We start from the raw sequence: 23,371 nt of genomic DNA on the forward strand, positions 1-23,371 counted from the left end.
AATGCGGGACAGTACGCGCCTTGTCCTAGCCATCTTCCGGTAGGACGACTCGTCAACAATTACGTCTCCACCCATCGGTCTCCGTCCGCCAGGCACAAATCCACACCGGCTGATGCGCTCGATCGTACGAAAAATCGGTTCAGAGTCCGGGGTGGCGTACCTTGAATACGATCCTCTGCGGGACGGACCCCCTACACCGACAACTGACTCCCCGACCGCCGCAACTCCGAGAACGCCTTGATCGTCGTCGACGTCGCCGTGGCAACCGGCCGCAACTCCGGACCGACCTCCGTCTTCGACACCATCACCACGTTGTCCACGTACGGCTGGATCGTGCTGGTGTTCTGCACGGTGGCGACGATGATCAGCTGGAACCCGAACTTGCGGAAGGCCGACAGCGCCTGCTGAGCGAACTGCGGGTCGGACTTGGAGAACGCCTCGTCGAGCATCAGCTGGGCGAAGATAGGCCGGTTGTCGTTGCCGTGCGGGCTGGCCAGGTTGAAGCTCAGCGCACCGGCGAGACAGAAGGCCATCAGCTTCTCCTGCTCGCCGCCGGAGTTATCACCGGCGTTGGAGTAGGTGCGGATGGTCTCGCCAGACTCGGCGTCGTGCTCCTCGCAGTAGAAGTCGAAGCGGTTGCGCACGTCGAGGGCGTCGCGCGTCCACTGGCGGTCTTCCGGGGTGTTGCCGGCGAGGCGTTCGCGCAACAGCAGGATGTCGGAGTACTGCTCGAGGATGGCCTGCTCGTCGCCGAAGCTGACCGCCGTTGCGCGGTTGGAGATCTGGCGAGCCTTCTCGGTCAGCTCCTCCACCGCGGCGAGCTTCTTCCGGCCCGGGACCAGACGCAGGCGGGTTCCGCGGTTGAATGCCACCGCACCGAGGCCAGTGTTGACGCGCTCGATCTGCTCGACGATCCGTCGTTCCTCGGCGTCGGCGGCCATGTGGAGACCGAGAATCGCGCCGGGCGCCTGCTCGGTGATCAGGCGCCGCATCCGCTCATAGGCCGACGGCAGTTCGCGTCCGTCGATGCGACGGCAGACGGCGACGTAGTCGTGGATGCGCTCGTCGAAGTCGTCGCTGTCGTTGGGGATGGCGTCGGGGAATTCCTCGTCGTAGGTGTCGAGGATCCGGGCCAGCTCATCGCGGGAGCGTCGGGCGTCGGAGCGCATGCGGTCGCGTTCGCGGCCGGCGGCCTTGACGATCTCCTGGCGGTACGGCTCCGGGTTGAGGACGTCGAGGGTCGCCGAGAGGTCCTCGCGGAAGCCGTCGAGGGTCTTCTCCGCCTGTGCGGGAACGTCTTCGGGCTTCAGCCGGTCGATGAGGTCGAGCAGCTGGGTGCGGCGCTCGTCCTGGCGGGCGATCTTGTCCTTGACCAGCGCGGCCTGCGAGATCGCGTTGCGAACCTGCTCCCAGAGGTCTTCGGCCTTGCGCTGCAGGGCCTCGACGTCGGGGTGCTCCTCCATGAGGAGGTCGTACTGGTCGGTGAGCTGGTCGACGCGATCATCGACCGAGTCGACGTCGATCTCATTCCATTGCGTGAACTGCTCGCACACACGGCGGTAGGCGTCGCGGCGTCGTTCCTTGGCGGAACGCTCACGGTCGAGTTCGGCGCAGTCCTCGCGGGCGTCCTCGAAAGCGCGCTCCTCGTACGCGAGTTCGTCGCGCAGCGCGGAGATCTTGGATTCGACGTCGCCGACGAAGATGTACTGCGACCGGCGCAGCTGCTGGCGGTCGTCCTTGACGGCCAGCTTCGCCGAGTCCTTGCGCAGACCCTGGTCGGTGACGGCCTTCGCGTACTGGGAGAACTCGCCCGGGTTGTCGACGCACATGTGGTTACCCAGGCGCGCGAGGATGGTCATCGCCTCGGCGGCACACGGGTGGCCGGGGTCGACGGGACGCAGCTTGGAGGCCAGGGTGCCCGGCTCGACGTCGGGCATCGGGCGGGTCTCGGCCTGGTGCAGCTGGATCCGGCCGCGCATGTCGTGCGAGTTGACGAAGCGCAGGGCAGAGCGGAAGTGCTTGTCCGGAACGAGCAGCCTCAGGCCCGCGTTGCGCAGGACCTTTTCGACGGCCAGGCGCCAGCGTTCCTCGTCGGGGTCGAGCTCGACGAGCTCGGCGACATACTTCAGCTCGGACTCGTCGATTTGCAGCGCGTGCGCGATGACGCGGCGCATCTCGTGTTCGGTGCGCGGCAGGGCGGAGCCGGCCTGTTCGACGCGGCCGAGTTCTTCCTGCGCGGTGTCGCGGCGGCTACGCGCGGCGACCTCGCGGGCGAGCGCCTCGGCGTAGTGGGCGCGACCGGCGTCGAGCTGGCCGTCGATCTTGGTGGCCTCCTCGATGAGCTCCTCGCGCAGCGACCAGAAGCCCTCGGCGTTGGTAGGCGCGCTGAAGCCGAGTGCGGAGACCTTGTCCTCGTACGCGTTTCGCCGTGCGGTGACCTCGGTGCTGAGTTTCTGTGCGCCGCCGAGCTGTTCGCGCAGCGGGGCGAGGTCGCCGGTGGAGGTGGCGATGCGGGCCAGCAGCAGGCTGTGGTCCTGGCGCAGCTGGTCGTGCTGGGTAGTCAGCGCGGCGAGATCACTGTCGAGGCGGGTGATCTGGTCGTCGAGGTCGGCGACCTCGGGCTGCGCGTTGCGGATCCGCAGGTTGTTGACGTAGCCGCGGATGGTGTTGCTGTCGATGGTGTCGAGGACGCTGAACGTCGCCGACTCGCTCGCGTACCGCTCGTGGACCTCCTCGATGTTGCCGAGAATGGTGCGCTTGCGGCGCGCGACGTCGAGCAGCTCGCGGGCCTCGACGAGCGGGTCGATCTGTTCGAGGGCGTCGGCGATGCCGACGATGGACGTCGGGGCGTCGAGCATGAACTCCCGCACGAACTGTGCGAGACCGCCGACGCTCTTGAGCGACTTCGCTTTTCCGAGGAGCTGCTGCGCGGCGTCGGAACCCCGGATGCCGATGAGCGAGTACAGCGTCGAGAGGTACTTGCCCTCACCGGGTCCGCCGCGCCAGCCGCGGTCGCGGAACTTGGCCGAGTTGTAGTTGGCCGCGGCCCACTCGTTGCAGGCCTCGACGATGTCGGCGTCGCCGTCGTAGATGAAGTACGAGCTGTGCGCGTCGGTCATCTTGCCCGCGGCCAGCCACTTGAGGACCAGGCCGGTGATGGCGGTGCCCGACGTGGAGGTATAGGTGACCGCGATGGCCGCCCACGCCGGGCCGGTGCCGCGCAGGTACATGATCTCGCGGTGCGCGTTGGTGCCGTCGCGTCGCTCACCCCACGCCCCGCGCACGTACTTGCCGACGGTGCGCTTGCCGCTCGACGAGCCGGCGGCGGTGGCGTCGCCCGAGGCGTTGAAGTTGCGGCGATGGTCGGGCAGGAACGCCAGCGAGATGGCGTCGAGCAACGATGATTTACCCGAACCCGACGACCCGGTGATCAGAGAACCGTTGGAGCTGAACGGGATCGAGTGATACCCGTCGAACACGCCCCAGTTGATCAGCTGCAACCGGGACAGGTGGTACTGGTCGACGCTCACCAGTCGTCTCCTTCGTCGTCGCCGAAGCCGTCCTCAGCGTCGTCGGGCTGTGCGGGTTCGTCAGCCGCGATCTCCGGCGGCTCCTCCCCCGTGTCGCCGGAGCCGATGAACTGCTCGAACTGGCGCTGCAGATCGGTGATCACCGACGCCGTCATGACCGCGGAGATCACCGGGCTGACGGTGAAGGTGTCGGCGTCGTCGCGCTGCTTGCGCAGGAACTCGAGCTCTTCCATCTTGTCGATCGCCCGCTCGATGCGCTTGTCGAAGAGTGCGAGGTCGCGGTCGATGGTGTTGGTGACGCCGGCGAAGAGCTCGTGGATCTCCTCGCGGGTGATCAGCGCATCCTCGTCGCGGGCGGCCCGGATGTACTTGGCGAGATGCAGCGCCAGGATCGCGTCGTAGGTGTGGACGGTCTCGCGCTTGAGAATGCGTCGGCCCCACCGGGAGTCATAACCGGCCTGCGCGACGAAGGCGACCTGCAGTTCGTCGACGAGGCGCAGACGAAGGTCGAGTTCGGACAGCCGGATGCGCAGGACGTCCTGGTACTCCGACACCCACGACCACAGCTGCGGCTGCCGGTCGCCGCTGACGTAGCGGCGGGCGAGCAGGTTCTGCAGCGCCCAGCAGGCACGGTCGGGCAGCTCGCTCACGTCGCCGTCGAAGCGGGGCGCGCTCGGGGCGTGCGAGGTGGCGCGGTTGGCGACGGTGGGCAGGTCGTCGAAGCCGGCGAACTCGTCGGGCGTTGCGGGAGCCTCGGTCTCGGGGAGCTCGGCGCTCGTGTCGTCGGTGGTGGTCATTCGGCGTCGACCTCCGCAGTCGGAATCGGTTCGGTGAAGGTCAGGTCGGGGACTTCGATGGCATGGTCATGTCCGAGGAGGGACCGGAAGCGCACGGTGGTCATCGGCACCTTCTCCCCTGCTGCGGCCTGCTTTTGGGCCCAGGACCACAGCACGATGACGTGCGCGAGATACGCCTCGTCGAGACTTTCGATGACGTCGGTGAGCGCGACCGGGCCGGCGGCGACGGCGTTGTTGACGGTCTCGGTGAGTTCGACGGTGTCGACCTGCCCGGTCATCGACGCGAAGGCCGTCAGATCGGCGTCGGCGCCACCGGCGGGCAAGGCCGGGGCGGGTGGGACGTGTTCGCGGATCTCGAAGGCGAGGCGACCGATCGAGTTGAGGGTCGGCGCGGCGAGCGGGAGCTCGTAGCCGAGGCGACGGTCTGCGAGCGAGGACTTGAGCAGGTCGTTGGCGGTGGCGAGGGCGTCGTTGAGCTGACGGGCCAGACCGCGGCTCTGCTCGAGGGTGCCGGATGCGACGAAGCGTCGAATACGACGGGCACAGCGCTGACGGGTGCGGCCGACCTCGGCCATCTGCTGGGTGACCAGCCCGAAGAAGTTGTCCATCACCGACCGCAGCCCGGCGTCCATCCCGGGGAAGTTCTCGATGATCGTGTCGATGTCGACCTTGAGGCGGGCGCGACGCTCCGGGTCCTGGATCATCTGGGAAAACGCCTGGTACGACGCCGACTGCGACGACTGCAGTAGCGCCTCGTAGTCGTCGAAGAGCTGGCGCTGACGGTCGCGGTAGGCGAGGTCGGAGTCCCCCGGGTCGTCGAGCAGCGCGGTGGTGATGCGGTCGAGCATCGTGCCGTACTGGCCGATGTCGGAGATGATCTGCTCCATCTGGTAGCCGATCGCGCGGGCGGAGTCCTCGGCGACGCGGAGGTCGACCGGTGGGCGGCGGCCGGCTTCGAGGTCGGCGAGCTCGGCGTCGAGGTCGGACATCTGCGCCTCGAGCTCCAGGCGGATGGTCTCGGGGTCGTTGCTGACCTGTCCGGCGACGCGTCGGAGTTCGGCGGCGATACCGGTGATCGAGCCACCGGTGGCGATGGAGTCCTCGCGGCGCTGACGGCGCATGAAGTCCAGGACCGAGCGGGCCTCGCTGGTCAGATGGCAGAGGTTGGGGGCGTCGGGGTCGGTGGTGTCGGTGACGCGGTGCAGCCAGCCCTGACGGGCCCACAGCTTGACCAGCTCCAGGCCGGTGGGCTGGTCGTCGGTGAGGTCGAGTTCGGCGAGGTCGCGTTCGAGCCGCATCGTCAGCTCGACCTCCGACATCTTGGTGCCGTAGTCGAGGTGACGCTCCATCAAGGTGACGTAGAGAGCCGAATTGTTCGCGGCGAACAGCTTGACCGCCGCCGACTTCTGCAGCGCGCGGTTGGCCTCCAGGGCGTCACCCAGTGTGACCTGCACCGATTCCGACGGTACGACGGGTCGCCCGGCCTCGCGCTGAGCCGGGAAGGCAGAACTCTCCATCGCCGCCTCACGGGGTTCTCGGGGGACTACAGGACCCGCGACAGTCTGCCACGTCCGTCCGGGCGCACCCCAGTCCGGTGGTTGTGTGTTGAGCCGCCCGTGACCCACCTCGCTACCCTGAGCAGCATGGTGATGGCTGATCGTCCCGAGGTCGAGACCGCGTCCGGACCGCTGACGGCGCTGACCGTCGCCGGACTGGCGTCGAGCATGCTCGGCGGACTCGCGCGCGTGCCCTTCAAGAAGCCGTGGTCGGGTCCGTCGGGGCTGCTCGACAACATCGGCCAGGCCGTCACCCGGCAGTCCATCCGTACGTTCATGGGTTACTCGATGGGTCTGCCGATCGAGGAATTCCGGTCGATGGAGAAAATCCTCGACGAGATCTGCCGCGTGGTGATGCCACCGTTCGTCGAACTGACCGACGGGGTCGAACTGACCGACGACACCATCGGCGGCGTCCCCGGCCTGTGGTGTCGCGCGAAGGCGAGTACCGACGCCTACGTCGACGAGGACGAGGAGAAGCAGGAGATCGGCGCGACCATCCTGTACCTGCACGGCGGCGGCTACATCGGGACGTCGCCGATCATGTACTCGGCGTTCGCGTCGTCGCTGGTGCGGATCACCGGTTTCGAGGTGTTCATCGCCGACTATCGGATGGCACCCGAGTTCCCCTTTCCCGCAGGTGTTCTCGACGCCGCCGACGTCTACCGGGCGCTGCTGGGACGCGGCGTGACACCCGAGCACATCATCATCGCCGGCGACTCCGGTGGTGGTGGCCTCGCAGCGTCGTTGGTGGCGCACCTGCACGAGCAGGGTCTACCCAAGCCCGGTGCGATGGCGTTGTTCTCCCCCGAGATCGATCTCGACCTCGATCACCCGTCGATCACCGAGAACGCCCAGTACGACGTGCTGCCGTGGAACATCCCGGTGACGCCGTACCTACATGGTGTGCAGCCGAACGATGCTCGCGTCTCGATCATCCACGCCGACCCGGAGCCGGACTGGTTCCCACCGACTTTCGTGTGCTGGGGCAAGGACGAGATGTTCCGCGACGGCATCAGGGAATTCGCAGCGCGGCTGGAGGACTCCGAGGTGCCCACGCGCGCGCTCGAGGAACCGGGGATGTTCCACGTGTTCCCGATCCTGATGCCCTGGGCCGAGGCGTCGAAGCGGGTCTTCCGAGAACTCCAAGAGCTCGCCCAGGGCCACGTTGCCAGCGACCCGGACGCCACGCAGACGCACTGAGTTCGCCGTCAGGCCAGGACGAACGCGAGGAGGAAGCCCGCTGCAGTGGCGAGGCCCACCCACCAGCCGCCTTCGCGGTATGCCTCTGGCATCAGACCGTTCGCGAGGACGCCGAGGGTCGCGCCGCCCGCGAAGGCCTGGACGATGCTGACCGCGGTCGGCGAGATGGCGTCGGAGACTGCATAACCGCCCACGGTCACCGCGATGAGGATCGCGGCGGTGGCCACCCACATCACCAGCGCGTAGCGCAGCGACATGTCGTGTTCGCGTCTCATCAACGACGCCCCGCTGACCGCTTCCGGGACGTTGCCGACGGCGATCGCCACCAACAGGACGAGCGAGCCGCCAGCGGTGAGTGAGACGCCCAGCGCGCTGTTCTCGGGCACGCCGTCGAGGAAGACACCCAGCATGAGCGCCGGACCGATGGCGCGGGAGCCGAGTTTGGTTTCGACGACGTGGTCGGCGACCACGTAGACCGCGGTTCCAAGAAGCAGCGCTACCCCGGCGAGGCCGATGCCGGCCTGTGTGAACGCCGGCTGGAAGAGCTCGGTGGAGACCGCGGCGATCATCGTGCCTGCGCCGAAGGCCATCAGGGTCGCCAAGACTCGAGCCGGGAGATCCCACCGGAGACCGATCGCGGCACCGATCGCGATGGGTACCGCAGTCACGAGTCCGTAGAGGATCGCAGTGAGCATGGGTCCAGCTTGCGCCTCGTCGTTCGGCGAGATGGTGCGACACGTCGGACGAGATCGGTGTCGTCCAGGTGGACGACGGCGAACGACGGTTACGGAGCCGTAGAGGTCGGGTTCGTCCGGAATCCGTGAGAAACAGGTCACAGAATTGCGGATCCCGCGCTCGATCTGCGGCGACGCAGAGGATATGCTGTCTTACGTCCGATGAACCGGTCAGACCCCCGACCCGACCGGTTCGTCGGACATTTTAGTTGCCGGACCATCCTGCTGTCCTGACGAGCGGTTGAGGGACGGGCGCGCGTCGAGCGACGTGTTACGCAGACCGGCCATCCATTTATTCCAGCGGTAACCACCCGGTAATCGTCGAGGGGTGAACTGGTTCTCGTAGCGATCAGCTACTCGATGAGATCGAAGTCTTCCGATCCACCGCTCTTGGGCAATGATGCCCGATCCGCATTCGTCTCACACGCCGAGCCGCCAGGCGCCGTCGTCTCGCCATCCAGGAGTCCTTGTGCCCTCTTTCGACGAAACCATCACCGAGAACATCGCCGCGTCGCTGGCGGAGATCCCGCATCCCTCACTTCCCAAGGGCTCCAACATCTACGGCGGCACCAAGATCTTCCCGGATTACCAGGCCGAGGACGGTGAAACTTACTTCACGCTGGTGCACGGCATCGCGCATGAGTCCTCGGTGTCGTTCGTCGCGGTGCTGCAGGCGACCCGCGCCCTGCGCAAGGGCTTCGAATCCGCGATGTACTTCTACGGCCCCGGTGCCATCAATTGCCTTGCCACGCGCGGCTTTCCGACGACCGGCGACTCCGGCTTCCCCGGTGAGCAGAACATCAACAACGCGCTCGAGACCTTCATCTCCGAGGGCGGCACCGTGTTCTGTTGCCGCTTCGGGCTCGCGCTCCATGGCGGTCGCGAGGAGGACTTGATCGAGGGCGTCATCCCGGCGCACCCGCTCGACGTCCAGGACGCGATCATCCACTACGCACGCAAGGGCGCGATCATCAACTCGACGTACATGGTCTGAGTCGCAACACTTTCCGCACCACCGACCCTGGGACATTCCTATGACCACCATCGGAACCGTCGCGGCGAACTTCACCCGCGATCTCGAACAGAACTACGCGACGATCGAAGAGTATGTCGCCCAGGCGCGGGCCCGCGGCGTCGACTTCCTGGTCTTCCCCGAGGCGGCGATCGGCGGATACTTGTCGTCGCTGGGCAACCACGGCGACACCCGGAAGAACAGTGCACGGTCGCTGCCACCGGCGATCTCCCTCGACGGACCCGAGATCGCGCGGGTGCAGTCCATCGTCGGAGACCTGGTGGTGGCGATCGGGTTCTGCGAACTCGGCGAGGACGGCGAGACCCGCTACAACGCGGCCACAGTCCTCGACGGCCACCGGATCTACGGCAGCTATCGGAAGGTCCACCAGCCGCTCGGCGAGAACATGTCGTACTCGTCCGGCGAGGGATACGGCGTCTTCGACACCCCGGTCGGACGGGTCGGACTCCAAATCTGTTACGACAAGGCGTTTCCCGAGGCCGCCCGCATCATGGCTCTCAAGGGTGCCGAGATCATCGCCAGCCTCTCGGCGTGGCCGGCGGCACGCACCGCGACCGCCGAGAATCTCCAGGAGGACCGCTGGACCTACCGGTTCAACCTCTTCGACGCCGCGCGCGCCCTGGAAAACCAGGTGTTCTGGGTGGCGTCGAACCAGAGCGGGACGTTCGGGTCGTTGCGGTATGTCGGTAACGCCAAGATCGTCGACCCGGGCGGCAACATTCTCGCCACCACTCTCCTCGGCAGCGGTCTCGCGGTCGCCGAGGTGGACATCTGCGAGAGCTTCACCGCGATGCGCGCCGGCATGTTCCACCTGCGGGACCGCCGCCCAGAGAAGTACGGCCTGCTCACCGAACCAGAGACCGCCGACGACCTCGCCTGGCGGGACCTCGCTCATGCCTGAGATGACCGTCCAGGTGCGCTGGCCCGACGGGCTGTTCCGCCAGTACTACTCCCCCAGCCTCGTCCTGCACGACCACCTCGCGCCGGGTTCGTACCGCGTCGACGACTTCCGGGCGCGGGCCACCACCGCGCTCGACGAAGCCAGCGCACGGGTGCGGGCCAAGTACGGGTTCGCGTGCACCTCGGCCGCCGCGTCCGCTGAGGAGATCACCAAGGATGCTGCGCGGCATCCGGATTCGGCGGAGGTCGAAGTGGTCTCGATGTACCCGCCGCTACCCGCGCACACCACCGACCTACGGGAGCGCTCATGAACACACACGTACCGGTCGTCGTCATCGGCGGCGGGCAGGCCGGCCTCTCGGTCAGCTGGTACCTCGGCCAGGCCGGAGTCGAGCATCTCGTCGTCGAAGCCGAGACCGCGGTCCACGCGTGGGCCGACAAGCGTTGGGACAACTTCACTCTCGTGACACCCAACTGGCATTGCCGGCTGCCCGGATATGCCTACGACGGCCCCGATCCGGACGGGTTCATGACCCGCGACGAGGTCGTGGCCTGGCTGGAGGGGTGGCTGCAGACCTTCGAGCCGCCGCTCGTCGAACACACGCGGGTGACCCGTCTGCAGCGGCTCGGTGTTGACCGGTTCGAGGTGACCCTCGACGGTCCGGACGGCGTCACCTCCGTGACGTGCGACCAGGCGGTGATCGCGACCGGTGGTTATCCGCTGCCGGTGATCCCGGCGTTCGCGTCGGCGCTCGATCCGGCCGTCCATCAGATCCACTCCGAGGAGTACTTCAACCCGGACCAGTTGCCCGAGGGTGCGGTGTTGGTCGTCGGAACCGGGCAGTCGGGCACGCAGATCGCCGAAGACCTGCACCTGGCCGGGCGGCAGGTGCATCTGGCGGTCGGCAACGCGCCGCGGGTCGCACGGTTCTATCGCGGACGCGACTGCATGACGTGGCTGTCGGACATGGGGCTCTACGACACTCCCACCCAGGAGTATCCGGGTGGCCGTGCCGCGCAGGAGAAGACCAACCACTACGTCACCGGCCGCGACGGTGGCCGCGACATCGACCTCCGACGCTTCGCTGTCGAGGGCATGCAGCTCTACGGCATGCTGACCGACGGCAAGGACTCGACGCTGCGGTTCGCGCCGACGCTCAGCGATGCACTGGACAAGGCCGACGCAACCTACAACTCCATCTGCTCCGACATCGACCGGCACATCGACTCGCTGGGGATCGAGGCGCCGGAACCCTCGCGGTACGAACCTGTGTGGGCTCCCGACGAAGACCCTGCCGAACTCGATCTCGCAGCAGCCGGGGTGACGTCGATCATCTGGGCCATCGGGTACCGACCCGACTACCGGTGGATCGAGGCCAGCGCCTTCGACGGTGGGGGTCGCCCGATGCAGACGCGCGGGATCACCGAGGTCCCCGGGCTCAGCTTCGTCGGGTTGCCGTGGATGCACACCTGGGGATCGGGACGGTTCCTCGGGATCGATCGGGACGCGAGGTACGTGGCGGAGCACATCGTCGGTGTTCTGGACCAGGGGCGCCCGCGATTGGCGGCGGCGCAGTAGATGGCCGGGCGAAACGGAGGAGTTGGGTCCGGACCTCGAGGTGAACGCTACAAGCGGGCCGTGCGCTCGAAAAACTCGTCCCCCTCAGCGTCCTCCGAGGGCAATCTGCCCTCCGGCGGTGCTCACGGGGACGAGTCTTTTGGCAGATTGCGTCGCGACGCACGCGAAGACGCAACTCGCACCTCACGGGGCAATGGAGCTCGCACCTCAGGGAGCAGCAAGAGCTTGTTACTCAGGGAACAGGGGAAGTACCCATGACGGTAACCACACGAGTTGACCTGGCACTGCTCGGGATTCGGGGCGAGCCGCCGGTGCAGCGGACCGGCGGTGCCGGGCCGAGCGACGACGGCCACCTGATGGTCGACGGCCTGCACGCTGCGATCCCGCGGAACCCGCAGAGTCCGTTCGTCTTCGACGGCGAACGTGTCCTGTACGACGGAGTGGATGTCGGCATCGAGGTCGAGGCCATCGGACGGCCCCGGTTCTACGACCTGCAGACCGCCGACGGGGTCAGCTACGAGAAGATCGCCCGTCTACACGGTCGTAACGTCTTGGCGACGACGGTGGTCCAGACGTGCATCCGCTACGACGAATCGGAGCGGTGCCGGTTCTGCTCGATCGAGGAGTCACTGCGGTCGGGGTCGACGATCGCGGTGAAGAAGCCGGATCAGCTGGCCGAGGTCGCCCGCGCGGCAGTCGAACTCGACGGCATCACCCAGATGGTGATGACCACCGGCACCACCGGGGGTCGCGACCGCGGGGCCCGCCACCTCGCGCGGTGCGTCCGCGCGATCAAGGCCGCGGTCCCCCACCTGCCGATCCAGGTGCAGTGCGAACCACCCGCCGACCTCGCGGTCCTCACCGAGCTGCGGGAGGCCGGCGCGGATGCGATCGGCATCCACGTCGAATCCCTCGACGACGAGGTGCGACGACGGTGGATGCCGGGCAAGTCGTCGGTCTCGATGGCCGAGTATCGCGAGGCGTGGACTGAGGCCGTCCGCGTTTTCGGACGAAACCAGGTGTCGACGTATCTACTCGTCGGGCTGGGCGAGGACGCCGACGAGATGATCGCCGGTGCCAAGGAACTCGCCGACCTGGGTGTCTACCCGTTCATCGTGCCGTTCCGGCGTCATGCGGGAACGCTCGCCGTCGACGTCGACGATGCGCCGGCACCGGACCCGGCCATCGTGGAGAAGATCAGTCGCGAGGTCGCGCGCCATCTCACCCTGATCGGGATGGCGGGAGCAGATCAGCGGGCCGGCTGCGCGGCATGTGGTGCGTGCAGCATCCTCCCGACGGTGGGTGGCTGAATGAGGACAACCAGCACAGACGTCGTCGGCGGTGAACTGTCGATCCTCGCCGGTCGACGACGCGTCGCCGCACGGCCGGACTTCCTGATCACGGTCGCCGACACCGCCGTCGAGCACACCGCCTACCGTGCGATGCGGCACCACGAGTTCGTCGATCGACAGGGACTTTTCGCGCATTCCGACCTCGACGACACCGACGACGATCCGCGCACCGTGGTGCTCGTCGCGACCCTCGCGGACGGGACCATCGCCGGCGGAGTCCGCGTCGCACCCGTGCGGTGGGACGGAACGTCGGACATCGAGGACATCGGCTGGTGGTTCGGTAGCCGGCTCGTGGTCGCCGACCCCGGGCACGCAGCCGGGATCGGTCCGGCACTCGTGCGGGCGGCGTGTGCGCACGTCGAACAGCATGGCGCACTGCGCTTCGACGCCACCGTGCAAGACCGTTACGCACGCATGTTCCGGCGGCTCGGCTGGGACGACTGCGGGGCGGGTCCGGTGATCGCGGGTCAGGCACATCGGGAGATGCGATGGCCGATTCACCGCATCCAGCGGACCGTCGACGGAACCAAAGCCGTTCTTGCCGAAGCGCTTGCGCCGTTCGCGGAGCAGGACGGAGGGCTCGGCGCGGCAGGTTTCCGCGGCGACGACGGCGTGCCGCTGCCCGGGACGGACGTGATCGCGGCCTGCGACGCCATCATCCCGTCGATGATCGAACGTGATCCCGAGTGGGCCGGATGGTGCTCTGTGCTGGTCAACATCAACGACCTGTCCGCGATGGGCGCACGACCGATCGGACTCCTCGACGCCGTCGGCGCACCCACGACCTCGCATCTGACCCGCATCATCCGCGGTATCTCCGCAGCTGCACGCGCCTGGCAGACACCGGTTCTCGGCGGTCACACCCAGGTCGGGGTGCCATCGGCACTGTCGGTGACGGCGTTGGGCACCACCGGCAGTCCCCTGCGTGCAGGTGGCGGTGCGGTCGGCGACACCGTCACCCTGCACGCAGACCTCGGCGGGTCGTGGCGGCCGGGCTATCACGACCGGCAGTGGGACTCCACGAGTTCACGAAGCAGCGACGAATTGTGCTCGATGGCAGGTCATCTGGCGAGGGTTGGACCGGCGTCGGCGAAGGACGTGAGCATGGCCGGGATCGCCGGGACGCTCGGCATGCTCGCCGAGGCGTCGGGCACCGGAGCCGAACTCGACGTGACCGCCGTGCAGCGCCCGACCGGTGCGTCGATGGGCGCCTGGCTGACGTGCTTCCCCGGGTTCGCGATGCTCAGTGCGGACCGACCGGGTCGTCGTGCCGAGGTGCCGGCCCCGAACACTCTCACCATCGCGGACTGTGGTCGTCTCACCGCGGAGCCCGGCGTGCGGCTGCGGTGGCCCGACGGCGCGGTGACCGTCGCGGTGGCCTCCACGGTCACCGGGTTGGGGGCCGCGTGATCCGAGCTCGCGTGACACCTTCTCCGGACGGTCAGCCCGGTACTGTTCGACCATGAGCACGGTCACCCTCGGTGCTCTCGCCGCGCACTTCGGCCGCGACGTGGAGCGCGGCGTGTCCAAGGCCGTCGGCATCGTCGAAGCGGCCGCACGCGATGGCGTCGACCTGCTCGTCTTCCCGGATGCGACGCTCGGCGGCTATCTGGGCGACCTACGCAATCCCGATCCTGACGAGCTGCCACCGGCGCTAGATCCCGACGGCCCCGAACTGGCCGCACTGATCGCGGCCGCGGGCGACACGACGGTCTGCATCGGCTACACCGAGGCCGACGGCGACAGGCACTTCAACACCGCGGTCTGCGTCTCCGGGGACGGAATCCTCGGCACCCACCGCAAGGTCCATCAGCCCGCCGGTGAGTCCCTCGCCTACGCGGCCGGTAACGAGTTCCGCTCGTTCGACACCCCGGCCGGCCGGATCGGCATGCTCATCGACTACGACAAGACCTTCCCGGAGTCGGCCCGGACCCTTGCCCTCGACGGCGCGCGAATCATCGCCGCGCTGTCCGCATGGCCGGCGAGCGTGACCGACCGCGCCGCCCGACTCCCCGCCGACCGGCAATCACGGCTGTTCGACCTGTACGACTGCGCCCGCGCCGCCGAGAACCAGGTGTTCGTCGTGTCGTCGAACCAGACCGGCGTGATGGGCTCGCTGCGGTTCCTCGGGCAGGCCAAGGTCGTCGGACCCGGCGGCGACATACTCGCCACCACACGGTCGAAGGGTGGGCTGGCCAGCGTCACGGTCGACGTCGACGCGGAGATCGACCGCGCCCGCCGCGTGCTCAATCACCTCGCCGAGTTGCGCCCGGACTCCTACCGCAGTGCGAGCCACCAGTCCGGGACTGGCGCGGACCTATCATGACCGGTGTGGATTCCCCCTCCCCGCGAGTCGCCCTGCTGACCTATTCGACGAAACCGCGTGGCGGCGTGGTCCACACGTTGAACCTGGCCGAGGCGATGGCGCGACTCGGCGTCGACGTGTCGGTCTGGTCGCTGGCGCGCGGCGGTGACGAGGGTTTCTTCCGCGCGGTGGATCCGGCGGTGAAGTTGCGGCTGGTGCCGTTCGCCGATCGGGAGAACGAGACGATCACCGACCGCATCGTGCGATCCATCGACACCCTGCGCGGCGCCTTCGACGCGAGTGCCTACGACATCGTGCACGCCCAGGACTGCATCAGCGCCAACGCCGTTGGCACCTGTATCCGGACGATCCATCACCTCGACCAGTTCACGACGCCGATCCTCGTCGAATGCCACGAGAAGGCCGTCGTGAATCCGTATGCGCGGATCTGTGTCTCACGGGCGGTCGCCGACGAGGTGCGGCACGGGTGGGGGCTGGCGCCGGAAGTCATACCCAATGGTGTTGCCTATCAACGTTTTGCCGACGCGGCGTCGGACGCCTCGGCGGCGGTGGAGGCACGCGGCCGATGGACCTCGAAGCTCGGCGAGTACGTGCTGGCCGTCGGCGGGATCGAACCCCGTAAGGGCAGCATCGACCTGCTGAACGCATATGGCTTGCTGCGGGAGCGTCATCCGGAGTTGTCGCTCGTCTTCGCGGGCGGGGAAACGCTGTTCGACTATCGGGACTATCGCGCCGAATTCGACCGTCGCCGAGCCGAACTCGACGTCGAACCGATCGTCCTCGGTAACGTACCCGACGACGAGCTGCCGTCGCTGGTCGCCGCCGGCCGGGTGTTCGCTTTCCCGTCGGTCAAGGAAGGCTTCGGGCTGGCCGCGATGGAGGCGCTGTCCGCCGGACGGCCGGTCGTGACCCGCGAGCTGCCCATCCTCCGGGAGGTGTTCGGCGACAGGGTCGCCTACGCGTCGACGGTGCCCGAACTTGCCGACGCCCTGGCGGACGCGCTGACACCCGACCCGGAGCGCGTCAACGCCGGGCGATCGCTGGCGGCGTCACTGACGTGGGAGGACGCGGCCCGTCGTCATCTCGAGTTCTATGCCCGCCATCCGATGCCGACGCGCAGATGAGCGAGCATCCGCGCGCCGCGGAGCGCGCCGGGATCCTCGCCGTGACGCTCACCGCGTTCCTGTGGGGGACGTCGGGCACGGTCGCCGCGTTGGCGCCGGCGCTCAGCGCGGTCACGATCGGTGCCATCGCGATGTCGGGCGGCGGGTTGCTGCAGGGTGCGATCAACGCGCGTGCGGTGCGTGCTGCCTGGCCGTCGTTGATGCAGCGATGGCCGACGGTGCTGGCGGGCGGAATCTGCGTGGCGATCTACCCGCTGTGCTTCTACGGCTCGATGCGGATCGGCGGCGTCGCGCTGGGCACCGTGGTGTCACTGGCGTCGGCGCCGTTGTTCTCGGCGGTCATCGAACGGGTCGCCGAGGGGCGGGCGTTGACGACGCGGTGGAGCGTCGCGTGTGCGCTGGGTATCGCCGGCAGTGTCGCACTGGCGTTGTCGCGCAGCGAGTCCTCGCACGGCGACAGCGTCTCGGGCAGCACCGCGTCGGCCTGGGGTGTCGTACTCGGGCTCGGCGCGGGTGCGACATATGCGGGCTTCTCGTGGGCGATGCGTCGCCTGATGAACGAGGGACTGGCCCGCGGGGCGTCGGCCGGTGGCGTCATGGGACTGGGCGGAGTTCTGCTGTTACCGGTGGTGGCGGTGTGCGTGCCGTCGGTGATCGAGCATCCGGAAGGCCTTGTCGTCCTCGCCTACCTGGTCGTCGTGCCGCAGTTCCTCGGATACGTCTTGTTCAGCCGCGGGCTGCGACGGATCGACAGTTCGACCGCCACCACCATCACCCTCATCGAGCCGGCGGTCGCCACAGTGCTGGCCGTCGTCGTGCTGTCGGAATCGATCACCGCGATCGGTTGGGCGGGCATCGCGGTGCTGGCGGTGGCGCTCGTCGTGTTGATGGCTCCCGCGCGGCGACGGGGATCGGTTAGCGTCGAGCGGAGAAGTACGCACAACGGCGTCCCCGCCGTGGATGAGGAGGACATGCATGAAGCAGTTCCGAGAGGCCGTCGAAGCACGTGACGCGCAGGCGATGCAGGATCTGCTCGCCGACGACGTCGTGTTCACCAGCCCGGTCGCGTTCAAGCCGTACCCGGGCAAGGCGATCACCTCGGCGATCCTGCGGGGCGTGCTGCGCGTCTTCGAGGACTTCCGCTACGTCCGGGAGATCAACGACGAGGGCGGTCGGGATTCGGCGCTGGTCTTCGAGGCCACCGTCAACGGCAAGGCCGTCACCGGCTGCGACTTCATCCACATCAACGACGACGGGAAGATCGACGACTTCATGGTGATGGTCCGGCCGCTCTCGGGTGCGCAGGCACTCGCCGAAGCGATGGGGGCGCAATTCGACCAGATCGCAGCCGAAGCCGCAGCCGAGACCGCGGGCGGGGCGAACGAATGAAACTCGGACTGCAACTGGGGTATTGGGCCGCGCAGCCGCCGGCCGGTCACGCCGACCTCGTGGACGCCGCGGAGAAGGCCGGTTTCGACTCGATCTTCACCGCCGAGGCGTGGGGTTCGGACGCCTACACCCCCCTGGCGTGGCTCGGGTCGTCGACGAACCGCGTGCGGCTGGGCACCTCGGTCCTGCAACTGTCGGCGCGCACGCCAACCGCCTGCGCCATGGCCGCGTTGACGCTCGACCACCTGTCCGGCGGACGCCACATCGTCGGCCTCGGTGTGTCCGGTCCGCAGGTCGTCGAGGGTTGGTACGGGCAGAAGTTCGCCAAGCCGCTCGGCCGCACACGTGAGTACATCGACATCATGCGTCAGGTATGGGCGCGGGAGGCTCCGGTCACCAGCGCCGGACCGCACTATCCCCTGCCGTACAACGGCGACGGCGCATCGGGACTGGGCAAGCCGCTCAAGCCGATCACCCATCCGCTGCGACCGGACATCCCGGTCATGCTCGGCGCCGAGGGGCCCAAGAACGTCGCGCTCGCGGCCGAGATCGCCGACGGCTGGTTGCCGCTGTTCTACACGCCGCGCATGGCCGACACGTACAACGCCTGGCTCGACGAAGGTTTCGCCAAGCCGGGAGCCCGGCGGAGTCGCGAGGACTTCGAGGTCATCGCCACGGCCCAGATCGTCATCACCGACGACAAGGCCGCGACCTACGCCGCCATCAAGCCGTTCCTCGCGCTGTACATGGGCGGGATGGGCAGTGAGGACACCAACTTCCACGCCGAGGTGTACCGCCGCATGGGGTACTCCGACGTCGTCGACGAGGTGACCAGGCTGTTCCGCTCGAATCGCAAAGAGGAAGCGGCGCAGATCATCCCCGATGCGGTCGTCGAGGACTCGGCGATCGTCGGCGACCTCGATCACGTGCGCGAGCAGATCAAGGTGTGGGAGTCCTGCGGTGTCACCACGATGCTGGTCTCACCGCGCACCATCGAGGAGATCGACCAGCTCGCCGGGCTCATCAGCTGATGCTGTCGCCCGCCCGGTTCACGATCATCGACGACGTCGTGGCGTTCCCGACGCCCGTCGCGGATACGTTCGACTACCTCACCGACCCGAGCAATCGGCATGCGTGGCAGTCGAGTCTGCGCCGTATCGACGACCTGCAGGTGGTCGGCGACCGGGCGGGTGACGTCGGCACGAGCTGGACCGACGTCACCATCGTGCCCGGGGTCGGTCCGCGGATGGAGGTCACCGACTGCGAGCCGCATCGGTTGTGGCGGGAAGTCGGTGGATGGCGATCGGTCGACGCAGTACTGACGTTGGGCTTCGAGGAACGATCCGACGGCGGCACGGATGTCCACGCCGTGGCGACGTTGACGGTGCCTGCCATCGGCGTGCCCCTGCTGGCGGTGAACCGGTGGCCGGCGGCGCGGGCGATCCGCGCCGACCTCGCTCGTGCGGCCCGGCTCATCGCCGAGCATGATGGTCGGTGATCACCGGCCGCTCGGGTAGCGTGACCAGGGTGAACATGAAGAATGCGACGCTCGCGCTCGGCGCGGCCCTCGTCCTCGCGGTGGCCGGCTGTAGCTCCGACTCCGATTCCGATTCCGGCACAACCGAAGCCACCGGTACCGCCGCAGCCGGCAGCACCGACACCGGCTCGGCTCCGACCAGCTGCCCCACCGCGTCGGCCAAGGACGACGCCAAGCCGCAGTGGACGCTGAAGGGCGCCACCGGCGAGATGGAGATGGTCGCCGCCACCCAGAACGAGGCGCCGAAGATCACCGTCCAGGCGCCGTTCAGCGTCGACCAGACCGTGGTCGAAACCCTCGTCGAGGGCGACGGACCCGTCGTCGCCGAAACCGCCTCGGTCACGGTCTGCTACGTCGGCGTCAACGGACGCAACGGCGAGGAATTCGACAGTGCCTACCAGAGCGGCACCCCCGTCGACTTCCCGCTCAACGGCGTGATCCCTGGCTTCAGCAAGGCGATCGCCGGACAGAAGGTCGGTTCCAAGGTAGGCGTCGCGATGACGTCGGCCGACGGTTACGCCCAGGGACAGCCGAGCGCCGGGATCGAGCCCGGCGACACGCTCATCTTCGAGATCGGGATTCTCGCGGCGTCTTAGGGATCTAGAACGAAATACGAAGGGCTGGTGGCCGTTTGGTCACCAGCCCTTCGTGGCTCGTCGCTATCGCTCCTCGCACCTCAGGGAGCGAGTGGTGGCGTCGACCGCTCCTCGCACCTCAGGGAGCGAGTGGTGGCGTCGACCGCATCTTCCGACTGCCGAACCTCAACTCGACCGGCAGACGTCGATCGAGGTCTGCCGGTCGGGTTGAAGTCGACCGGTTTGCGGAGCCTCGTGCTGGACGGAAGAACTCGCTCGTTACAGCGCGCGGTGCCGGATGTCGATCGGCAGACCGTCGGCCGGGGTCGGGCCGGTGCCGTAGGTGAGTTCGGGCTTGTAGCCGGCCGGGACGGTCCACTCGAAGCGCTGCAGCATCTGGTGCAGGATCGACTTCACCTCCATGCCACCGAAGTACAGGCCGATGCACTTGTGTGCGCCGCCGCCGAACGGGGCCCAGGCGAAGCGGTGGACCTTGTCCTCGCGACGCTCGGCCGAGAAGCGCTCGGGGTCGAAATGGGTGGGGTTCGGCCACCATTCCTTGCGCAGCATGGTCGCCCACGGGTGGATGGCCAGCAGGGTGCCCTTCGGGATGTAGTGGCCGCAGATCTCGGTGTCCTCGATGGCCATCCGGAAGAGCATGCCGACGGGGGCGTTGAGGCGCAGGGTCTCCTTGAACGCGAGCTCCATGCTGGGGAGCTTGTCGACGTCGTCGTAGTCGATGGTCGACTTGTTGAGGGCCAGCGACTCCTCGCGCAGACGCTGTTGCCACTCGGGGTGGCGGCCGAGGAAGTAGGTGAGCATCGACAGCGCGATGGTGGACGTGTCATGCGCGGCCATCATCACGAAGATCATGTGATTGACGATGTCCTCGTCGGTGAAGGTCTCACCCTCGTCGCTCTCGCTGTTGCAGAGGACGGTGAACAGGTCGTCGGCGTCGCTGCCGCGACGCAGCGGGATCTCGGAGCGGAAGTACTCCTGCAGGACCTCGCGGCCGCGGAGTCCCTGCGCCCAGGTCCAGTTGCCGACATCCTTGCGGACCATCGCCTGACCGCCACGGACCGCGGCCTCGAAGGCCTTCTCGAGGCGATGCGCCTCGGCTTCGCTCACGTGCGCACCCATGAAGACCTCGGTGGCAAGCGAGAGCGTCAGGTCCTTGGTGTTGGAGTACATGTGGAAGCCCTTGCCCACCTGCCAGTTGGCGAGGGTCTTCTCGATGTGCGGGGTCATGATGTCCAGGTAGCCGTTCAGGCGCGGGCGACTGAAGGCCTGCTGCATGATGCGGCGGTGCTGCATGTGCTCGTCGAAGTCCATGAGCATGACGCCACGGCGGAAGAACGGACCGATCATCGGCTCCCAGCCGAGCTCGCTGGAGAACGCCTTGTTGCGGTTCATCCACACGGCCTCGATGGCGTCGGGGCCGACGAGGGTCACCATGTTCATGCCGAGGGCACCCGACCAGGACACCTGGCCGTACCGCTCGAAGCGGTCCATCGCCGACTGCAGCGGGTCCGCGAGGGCCTGAAGGGTGTTGCCCAGGTACGGGATACCGGGATCACCCATGACCGGCTTGAGGCCTGAACCCGCAGGTGGCTCGGCCAGCGGGCGCTCTTTGCTCGGGTACATGCTGCTCAGCTTGCCGAGCGCGGTCTGCATCTGCTTCTTCCGACTAGCCATGTCCTTGCCACTCCCCGTTGATCCGTTGTGCCTTAGGTCACTATGCACCATTGGAACGGATTTTGACAGTTGTTTCAAGAGGCGAGTCTGTGTCAGCCGCTCAGTTCCCTCGGCTATTCACGATTTCACCGACAGAGTTCGAGGCCAGGCGTGGTGCGAGCACGCCGAAGGAGACGATCACGACCAGTCCCCAGACCAGGTACGACGACCCGATGACGTGCTGCCACCAGGCCCACGACAGCTCGGCGTCGTAGCGCTGCGGGACGTGCTGATGCGGGGCGTAGGCGAAGATGATCAGCCCGGTGCCGACCATCCACCACCAGATTCTCGACGCCTCCAGGCGTGCGGCCAGTGCGATCAGCACCAGGAGCAGCGGCACGATCCAGACCCAGCTGTGGTCCCAGGCGACCGGTGAGCAGAACAGCCAGGCGAAGGCGACGGTCATCACGGCCGCGACCTCGAGCGTCTCGTCGCGCCCATTCGCAGAGGCCTCCGACGCGGACAGCAGGCGCCACGCCGACCACGCGATGAGCAGTCCGACGACGAGAGCCGCGCCGAACCAGATGCGCTCCGACTCGAAGCCGAGTCGGGCCACCTCGCCCTTCACCGACTGGTTGTTGGCGAATTGCGGACTACCGATGCGCTCGGTGTCGAACAGGGTGGATGTCCAGTAGGTGACGGAGTCGTCGGCCGCCAGCAGATACCCGATGCCGGCATAGGCGACGGCCGACACCGCGCCGACGACGAGTGCTCGCCAGTCGCGTCGGAGGAAGAACAGCAGCAGGAAGACCGCCGGGGTGAGCTTGATCGAGATGGCCAGACCGACCAGCAGGCCGCGCCACCAACGCCCTCGCCCGAGCAGGGCGTCGACGACGACGAGGGTCATCAACACGATGTTGATCTGCCCGAAGTTCAGAGTGTCGCGGACCGGTTCGAGCCACAGGCCGATGGTGGTCGCGGCGGTCGCCAGCCACCAGAGATCCGACGACGAGCGGTCGGTCAGGTGGGCCACCACGATCCGGCAGACCACCAGCAGGCAGGCGATGGTCGCAGCGGTGAACAGCGCTTGACCCAGTCCCAACGGGACGACGGTGAACACGGAGAACAAGGCCGCCGCCAGGGGTGGATAGGTGAACGGCAGATAGGAGCCGCCGCCGAGCGTCGGAAGGGTGCCGTAGAGGTCACCGCCGTCGAGGAAGACGCGGCCTCCCATGCGATAGACGTCGAAATCGATGCGATAGGGCACCGGCGGATGGTTCGGGAGTACGAAGATCGCGATCGCCGCACTGACGAGGAAGACGACGAGCGTCAGCCTTCGCGCCCACGCCGAACGGAGATAGCGATCGATCACCGACCGGGGAATGTCCACAACTGTCACGAGCCCTCTCTTCCGAGCGGGATCGTATCGCGGTGGAGCTGAGAGTCAGCGGGGGCGGCGGTGACCCCGCTGAGGTGGTCGTGTGTGCAGGGCTCAGGCAGCGCCGGATTCTTCAGCGGTTTCCGACGTGGCTTCGTCGGGATAGCCGTCGAGCATGATCGTGGCGACCGCGCCCAACGCCTCCTCCCACGCCGAGGTCATCGCCGGCGTCCACGACTCACCGCCGATCTCACCCATGGCGGCGATCATGCATTCGGCGACCGCGCTGTACATCGGCCTGGTGACGCCGAGGCTCGCATGCCGCTTGCCGAGTGCGTGCAGATTGGTCGTCAGCCACGCCGCGTCCTCGAGGTGATCGAGGACCGACACCACTGCGGAGCGCAGCATCTCGGCCTGGACGCGGGTGTCCCGCTGGAACATCGGCTTCACGCCGGGATAGCGCTCGAAGAGGATCTCGTAGAACCGGACGGTGAGACCGGAATCGGGTAGATCGACGAGGGTCAGGCTTTCTTCCAATAGTTGTTTGTCCATGCGAAGACTCTCCGGCCGCGGCGTTGCGTCCGGAATGTCGCGCCGCAAGGGCTGGGTAACGGTGATCTCACAACCGCCTTGGGTGCGTGTGAGATGGACGCCGGGCGGTCGCCTCGGTCGACCGGATTGTTC

At 67.5% G+C, this 23,371-nt stretch carries 21 protein-coding genes; 14 read left to right on the top strand and 7 right to left on the bottom strand.

The window, feature by feature from the left end:
* Nucleotides 1-191: 191 nt before the first annotated feature.
* Genes GKZ92_RS11490 through GKZ92_RS11500 form a run of 3 tightly spaced genes read right to left on the bottom strand, consistent with a single transcriptional unit; the run spans nucleotide 192 to nucleotide 5,844 of the window.
* Complete coding sequence (locus GKZ92_RS11490) at nucleotides 192-3,530, bottom strand: ATP-binding protein (protein ID WP_196221998.1); 3,339 nt, start codon at nucleotides 3,528-3,530, stop codon at nucleotides 192-194.
* Nucleotides 3,527-4,327, bottom strand: a complete 801-nt coding sequence (locus tag GKZ92_RS11495; RefSeq protein ID WP_155225286.1) for a DUF4194 domain-containing protein — start codon at nucleotides 4,325-4,327, stop codon at nucleotides 3,527-3,529. The genes GKZ92_RS11490 and GKZ92_RS11495 overlap by 4 nt, the downstream gene beginning before the upstream one ends.
* Nucleotides 4,324-5,844 carry a DUF3375 domain-containing protein gene (locus GKZ92_RS11500; RefSeq protein WP_155225287.1) on the bottom strand — a complete coding sequence of 507 codons (1,521 nt, stop codon included), beginning with the start codon at nucleotides 5,842-5,844 and terminating at the stop codon, nucleotides 4,324-4,326. The genes GKZ92_RS11495 and GKZ92_RS11500 overlap by 4 nt, the downstream gene beginning before the upstream one ends.
* A 126-nt stretch (nucleotides 5,845-5,970) precedes the next feature.
* Here GKZ92_RS11500 and GKZ92_RS11505 point away from each other — a divergent pair, with 126 nt between their 5' ends.
* Complete coding sequence (locus tag GKZ92_RS11505; protein WP_155225288.1) at nucleotides 5,971-7,086, top strand: alpha/beta hydrolase; 1,116 nt, start codon at nucleotides 5,971-5,973, stop codon at nucleotides 7,084-7,086.
* An 8-nt stretch (nucleotides 7,087-7,094) separates the two neighbouring features.
* Here the strand turns inward: GKZ92_RS11505 and GKZ92_RS11510 are convergent, their stop codons facing one another.
* Nucleotides 7,095-7,781, bottom strand: coding sequence for a ZIP family metal transporter (locus tag GKZ92_RS11510; protein ID WP_155225289.1), 687 nt, complete (start codon nucleotides 7,779-7,781; stop codon nucleotides 7,095-7,097).
* Nucleotides 7,782-8,289: 508 nt separating this feature from the next.
* Here GKZ92_RS11510 and GKZ92_RS11515 point away from each other — a divergent pair.
* The 13 genes from GKZ92_RS11515 (at nucleotide 8,290) to GKZ92_RS11575 (ending at nucleotide 19,656) form a co-directional block, all read left to right on the top strand.
* The gene (locus GKZ92_RS11515) at nucleotides 8,290-8,814 is read left to right on the top strand and encodes an MSMEG_0572/Sll0783 family nitrogen starvation response protein (RefSeq protein WP_005195025.1); all 525 of its coding nucleotides are present in this window, start codon (nucleotides 8,290-8,292) and stop codon (nucleotides 8,812-8,814) included.
* Nucleotides 8,815-8,854: 40 nt separating this feature from the next.
* Nucleotides 8,855-9,754, top strand: coding sequence for a carbon-nitrogen hydrolase family protein (locus tag GKZ92_RS11520; protein WP_075863237.1), 900 nt, complete (start codon nucleotides 8,855-8,857; stop codon nucleotides 9,752-9,754).
* Nucleotides 9,747-10,064 carry an MSMEG_0570 family nitrogen starvation response protein gene (locus tag GKZ92_RS11525; RefSeq protein WP_006360346.1) on the top strand — a complete coding sequence of 106 codons (318 nt, stop codon included), beginning with the start codon at nucleotides 9,747-9,749 and terminating at the stop codon, nucleotides 10,062-10,064. The genes GKZ92_RS11520 and GKZ92_RS11525 overlap by 8 nt, the downstream gene beginning before the upstream one ends.
* On the top strand, nucleotides 10,061-11,332 hold the full coding sequence (locus GKZ92_RS11530) for an MSMEG_0569 family flavin-dependent oxidoreductase (RefSeq protein WP_155225290.1): 1,272 nt from the start codon (nucleotides 10,061-10,063) through the stop codon (nucleotides 11,330-11,332). The genes GKZ92_RS11525 and GKZ92_RS11530 overlap by 4 nt, the downstream gene beginning before the upstream one ends.
* 254 nt (nucleotides 11,333-11,586) lie before the next feature.
* On the top strand, nucleotides 11,587-12,642 hold the full coding sequence (locus GKZ92_RS11535; RefSeq protein ID WP_155225291.1) for an MSMEG_0568 family radical SAM protein: 1,056 nt from the start codon (nucleotides 11,587-11,589) through the stop codon (nucleotides 12,640-12,642).
* Nucleotides 12,643-14,094: an MSMEG_0567/sll0787 family protein gene (locus GKZ92_RS11540; protein WP_155225292.1), complete on the top strand. Its 1,452-nt coding sequence runs from the start codon at nucleotides 12,643-12,645 to the stop codon at nucleotides 14,092-14,094. It abuts the gene before it with no gap.
* Between the two features lie 52 nt (nucleotides 14,095-14,146).
* Nucleotides 14,147-15,010, top strand: a complete 864-nt coding sequence (locus tag GKZ92_RS11545; RefSeq protein WP_155225293.1) for a carbon-nitrogen hydrolase family protein — start codon at nucleotides 14,147-14,149, stop codon at nucleotides 15,008-15,010.
* Nucleotides 15,007-16,134: an MSMEG_0565 family glycosyltransferase gene (locus GKZ92_RS11550; protein ID WP_155225294.1), complete on the top strand. Its 1,128-nt coding sequence runs from the start codon at nucleotides 15,007-15,009 to the stop codon at nucleotides 16,132-16,134. The genes GKZ92_RS11545 and GKZ92_RS11550 overlap by 4 nt, the downstream gene beginning before the upstream one ends.
* Complete coding sequence (locus GKZ92_RS11555; RefSeq protein ID WP_155225295.1) at nucleotides 16,131-17,144, top strand: DMT family transporter; 1,014 nt, start codon at nucleotides 16,131-16,133, stop codon at nucleotides 17,142-17,144. Before GKZ92_RS11550 ends, GKZ92_RS11555 begins: the two co-directional genes overlap by 4 nt.
* Nucleotides 17,110-17,523: a nuclear transport factor 2 family protein gene (locus GKZ92_RS11560; protein ID WP_155225296.1), complete on the top strand. Its 414-nt coding sequence runs from the start codon at nucleotides 17,110-17,112 to the stop codon at nucleotides 17,521-17,523. Before GKZ92_RS11555 ends, GKZ92_RS11560 begins: the two co-directional genes overlap by 35 nt.
* Entirely contained in the window at nucleotides 17,520-18,554 is a 1,035-nt protein-coding gene (locus GKZ92_RS11565) for an LLM class F420-dependent oxidoreductase (protein WP_155225297.1), read from the top strand. The genes GKZ92_RS11560 and GKZ92_RS11565 overlap by 4 nt, the downstream gene beginning before the upstream one ends.
* Nucleotides 18,554-19,021 (top strand): SRPBCC family protein, encoded by a 468-nt coding sequence (locus tag GKZ92_RS11570; protein ID WP_155225298.1) that lies wholly within the window; start codon nucleotides 18,554-18,556, stop codon nucleotides 19,019-19,021. Before GKZ92_RS11565 ends, GKZ92_RS11570 begins: the two co-directional genes overlap by 1 nt.
* Nucleotides 19,022-19,056: 35 nt before the next feature.
* Nucleotides 19,057-19,656: an FKBP-type peptidyl-prolyl cis-trans isomerase gene (locus GKZ92_RS11575; RefSeq protein ID WP_155225706.1), complete on the top strand. Its 600-nt coding sequence runs from the start codon at nucleotides 19,057-19,059 to the stop codon at nucleotides 19,654-19,656.
* A gap of 258 nt (nucleotides 19,657-19,914) precedes the next feature.
* On the opposite strand, the gene GKZ92_RS11580 is transcribed toward GKZ92_RS11575, so the two are convergent.
* From GKZ92_RS11580 to GKZ92_RS11590, 3 genes are all read right to left on the bottom strand, one after another.
* Nucleotides 19,915-21,330 (bottom strand): cytochrome P450, encoded by a 1,416-nt coding sequence (locus GKZ92_RS11580; RefSeq protein WP_196221999.1) that lies wholly within the window; start codon nucleotides 21,328-21,330, stop codon nucleotides 19,915-19,917.
* A gap of 100 nt (nucleotides 21,331-21,430) precedes the next feature.
* Nucleotides 21,431-22,708 carry a glycosyltransferase 87 family protein gene (locus GKZ92_RS11585; RefSeq protein ID WP_155225299.1) on the bottom strand — a complete coding sequence of 426 codons (1,278 nt, stop codon included), beginning with the start codon at nucleotides 22,706-22,708 and terminating at the stop codon, nucleotides 21,431-21,433.
* A gap of 93 nt (nucleotides 22,709-22,801) precedes the next feature.
* Nucleotides 22,802-23,239, bottom strand: a complete 438-nt coding sequence (locus tag GKZ92_RS11590) for a globin domain-containing protein (RefSeq protein ID WP_155225300.1) — start codon at nucleotides 23,237-23,239, stop codon at nucleotides 22,802-22,804.
* Nucleotides 23,240-23,371 lie beyond the last annotated feature (132 nt).

This window comes from Gordonia sp. 135, from assembly GCF_009720185.1.
Lineage (GTDB): Bacteria > Actinomycetota > Actinomycetes > Mycobacteriales > Mycobacteriaceae > Gordonia > Gordonia alkanivorans.

Excerpts from the sequence above, each read along its gene's own strand:
- GKZ92_RS11495 (WP_155225286.1), bottom strand. The coding sequence starts at position 4,327 with ATGACCACCACCGACGACACGAGCGCCGAGCTCCCCGAGACCGAGGCT.
- GKZ92_RS11500 (WP_155225287.1), bottom strand. The coding sequence starts at position 5,844 with ATGGAGAGTTCTGCCTTCCCGGCTCAGCGCGAGGCCGGGCGACCCGTC.
- GKZ92_RS11505 (WP_155225288.1), top strand. The coding sequence starts at position 5,971 with ATGGTGATGGCTGATCGTCCCGAGGTCGAGACCGCGTCCGGACCGCTG.
- GKZ92_RS11510 (WP_155225289.1), bottom strand. The coding sequence starts at position 7,781 with ATGCTCACTGCGATCCTCTACGGACTCGTGACTGCGGTACCCATCGCG.
- GKZ92_RS11520 (WP_075863237.1), top strand. The coding sequence starts at position 8,855 with ATGACCACCATCGGAACCGTCGCGGCGAACTTCACCCGCGATCTCGAA.
- GKZ92_RS11525 (WP_006360346.1), top strand. The coding sequence starts at position 9,747 with ATGCCTGAGATGACCGTCCAGGTGCGCTGGCCCGACGGGCTGTTCCGC.
- GKZ92_RS11530 (WP_155225290.1), top strand. The coding sequence starts at position 10,061 with ATGAACACACACGTACCGGTCGTCGTCATCGGCGGCGGGCAGGCCGGC.
- GKZ92_RS11535 (WP_155225291.1), top strand. The coding sequence starts at position 11,587 with ATGACGGTAACCACACGAGTTGACCTGGCACTGCTCGGGATTCGGGGC.
- GKZ92_RS11540 (WP_155225292.1), top strand. The coding sequence starts at position 12,643 with ATGAGGACAACCAGCACAGACGTCGTCGGCGGTGAACTGTCGATCCTC.
- GKZ92_RS11545 (WP_155225293.1), top strand. The coding sequence starts at position 14,147 with ATGAGCACGGTCACCCTCGGTGCTCTCGCCGCGCACTTCGGCCGCGAC.
- GKZ92_RS11550 (WP_155225294.1), top strand. The coding sequence starts at position 15,007 with ATGACCGGTGTGGATTCCCCCTCCCCGCGAGTCGCCCTGCTGACCTAT.
- GKZ92_RS11555 (WP_155225295.1), top strand. The coding sequence starts at position 16,131 with ATGAGCGAGCATCCGCGCGCCGCGGAGCGCGCCGGGATCCTCGCCGTG.
- GKZ92_RS11560 (WP_155225296.1), top strand. The coding sequence starts at position 17,110 with ATGAAGCAGTTCCGAGAGGCCGTCGAAGCACGTGACGCGCAGGCGATG.
- GKZ92_RS11565 (WP_155225297.1), top strand. The coding sequence starts at position 17,520 with ATGAAACTCGGACTGCAACTGGGGTATTGGGCCGCGCAGCCGCCGGCC.
- GKZ92_RS11570 (WP_155225298.1), top strand. The coding sequence starts at position 18,554 with ATGCTGTCGCCCGCCCGGTTCACGATCATCGACGACGTCGTGGCGTTC.
- GKZ92_RS11575 (WP_155225706.1), top strand. The coding sequence starts at position 19,057 with ATGAAGAATGCGACGCTCGCGCTCGGCGCGGCCCTCGTCCTCGCGGTG.
- GKZ92_RS11580 (WP_196221999.1), bottom strand. The coding sequence starts at position 21,330 with ATGGCTAGTCGGAAGAAGCAGATGCAGACCGCGCTCGGCAAGCTGAGC.
- GKZ92_RS11590 (WP_155225300.1), bottom strand. The coding sequence starts at position 23,239 with ATGGACAAACAACTATTGGAAGAAAGCCTGACCCTCGTCGATCTACCC.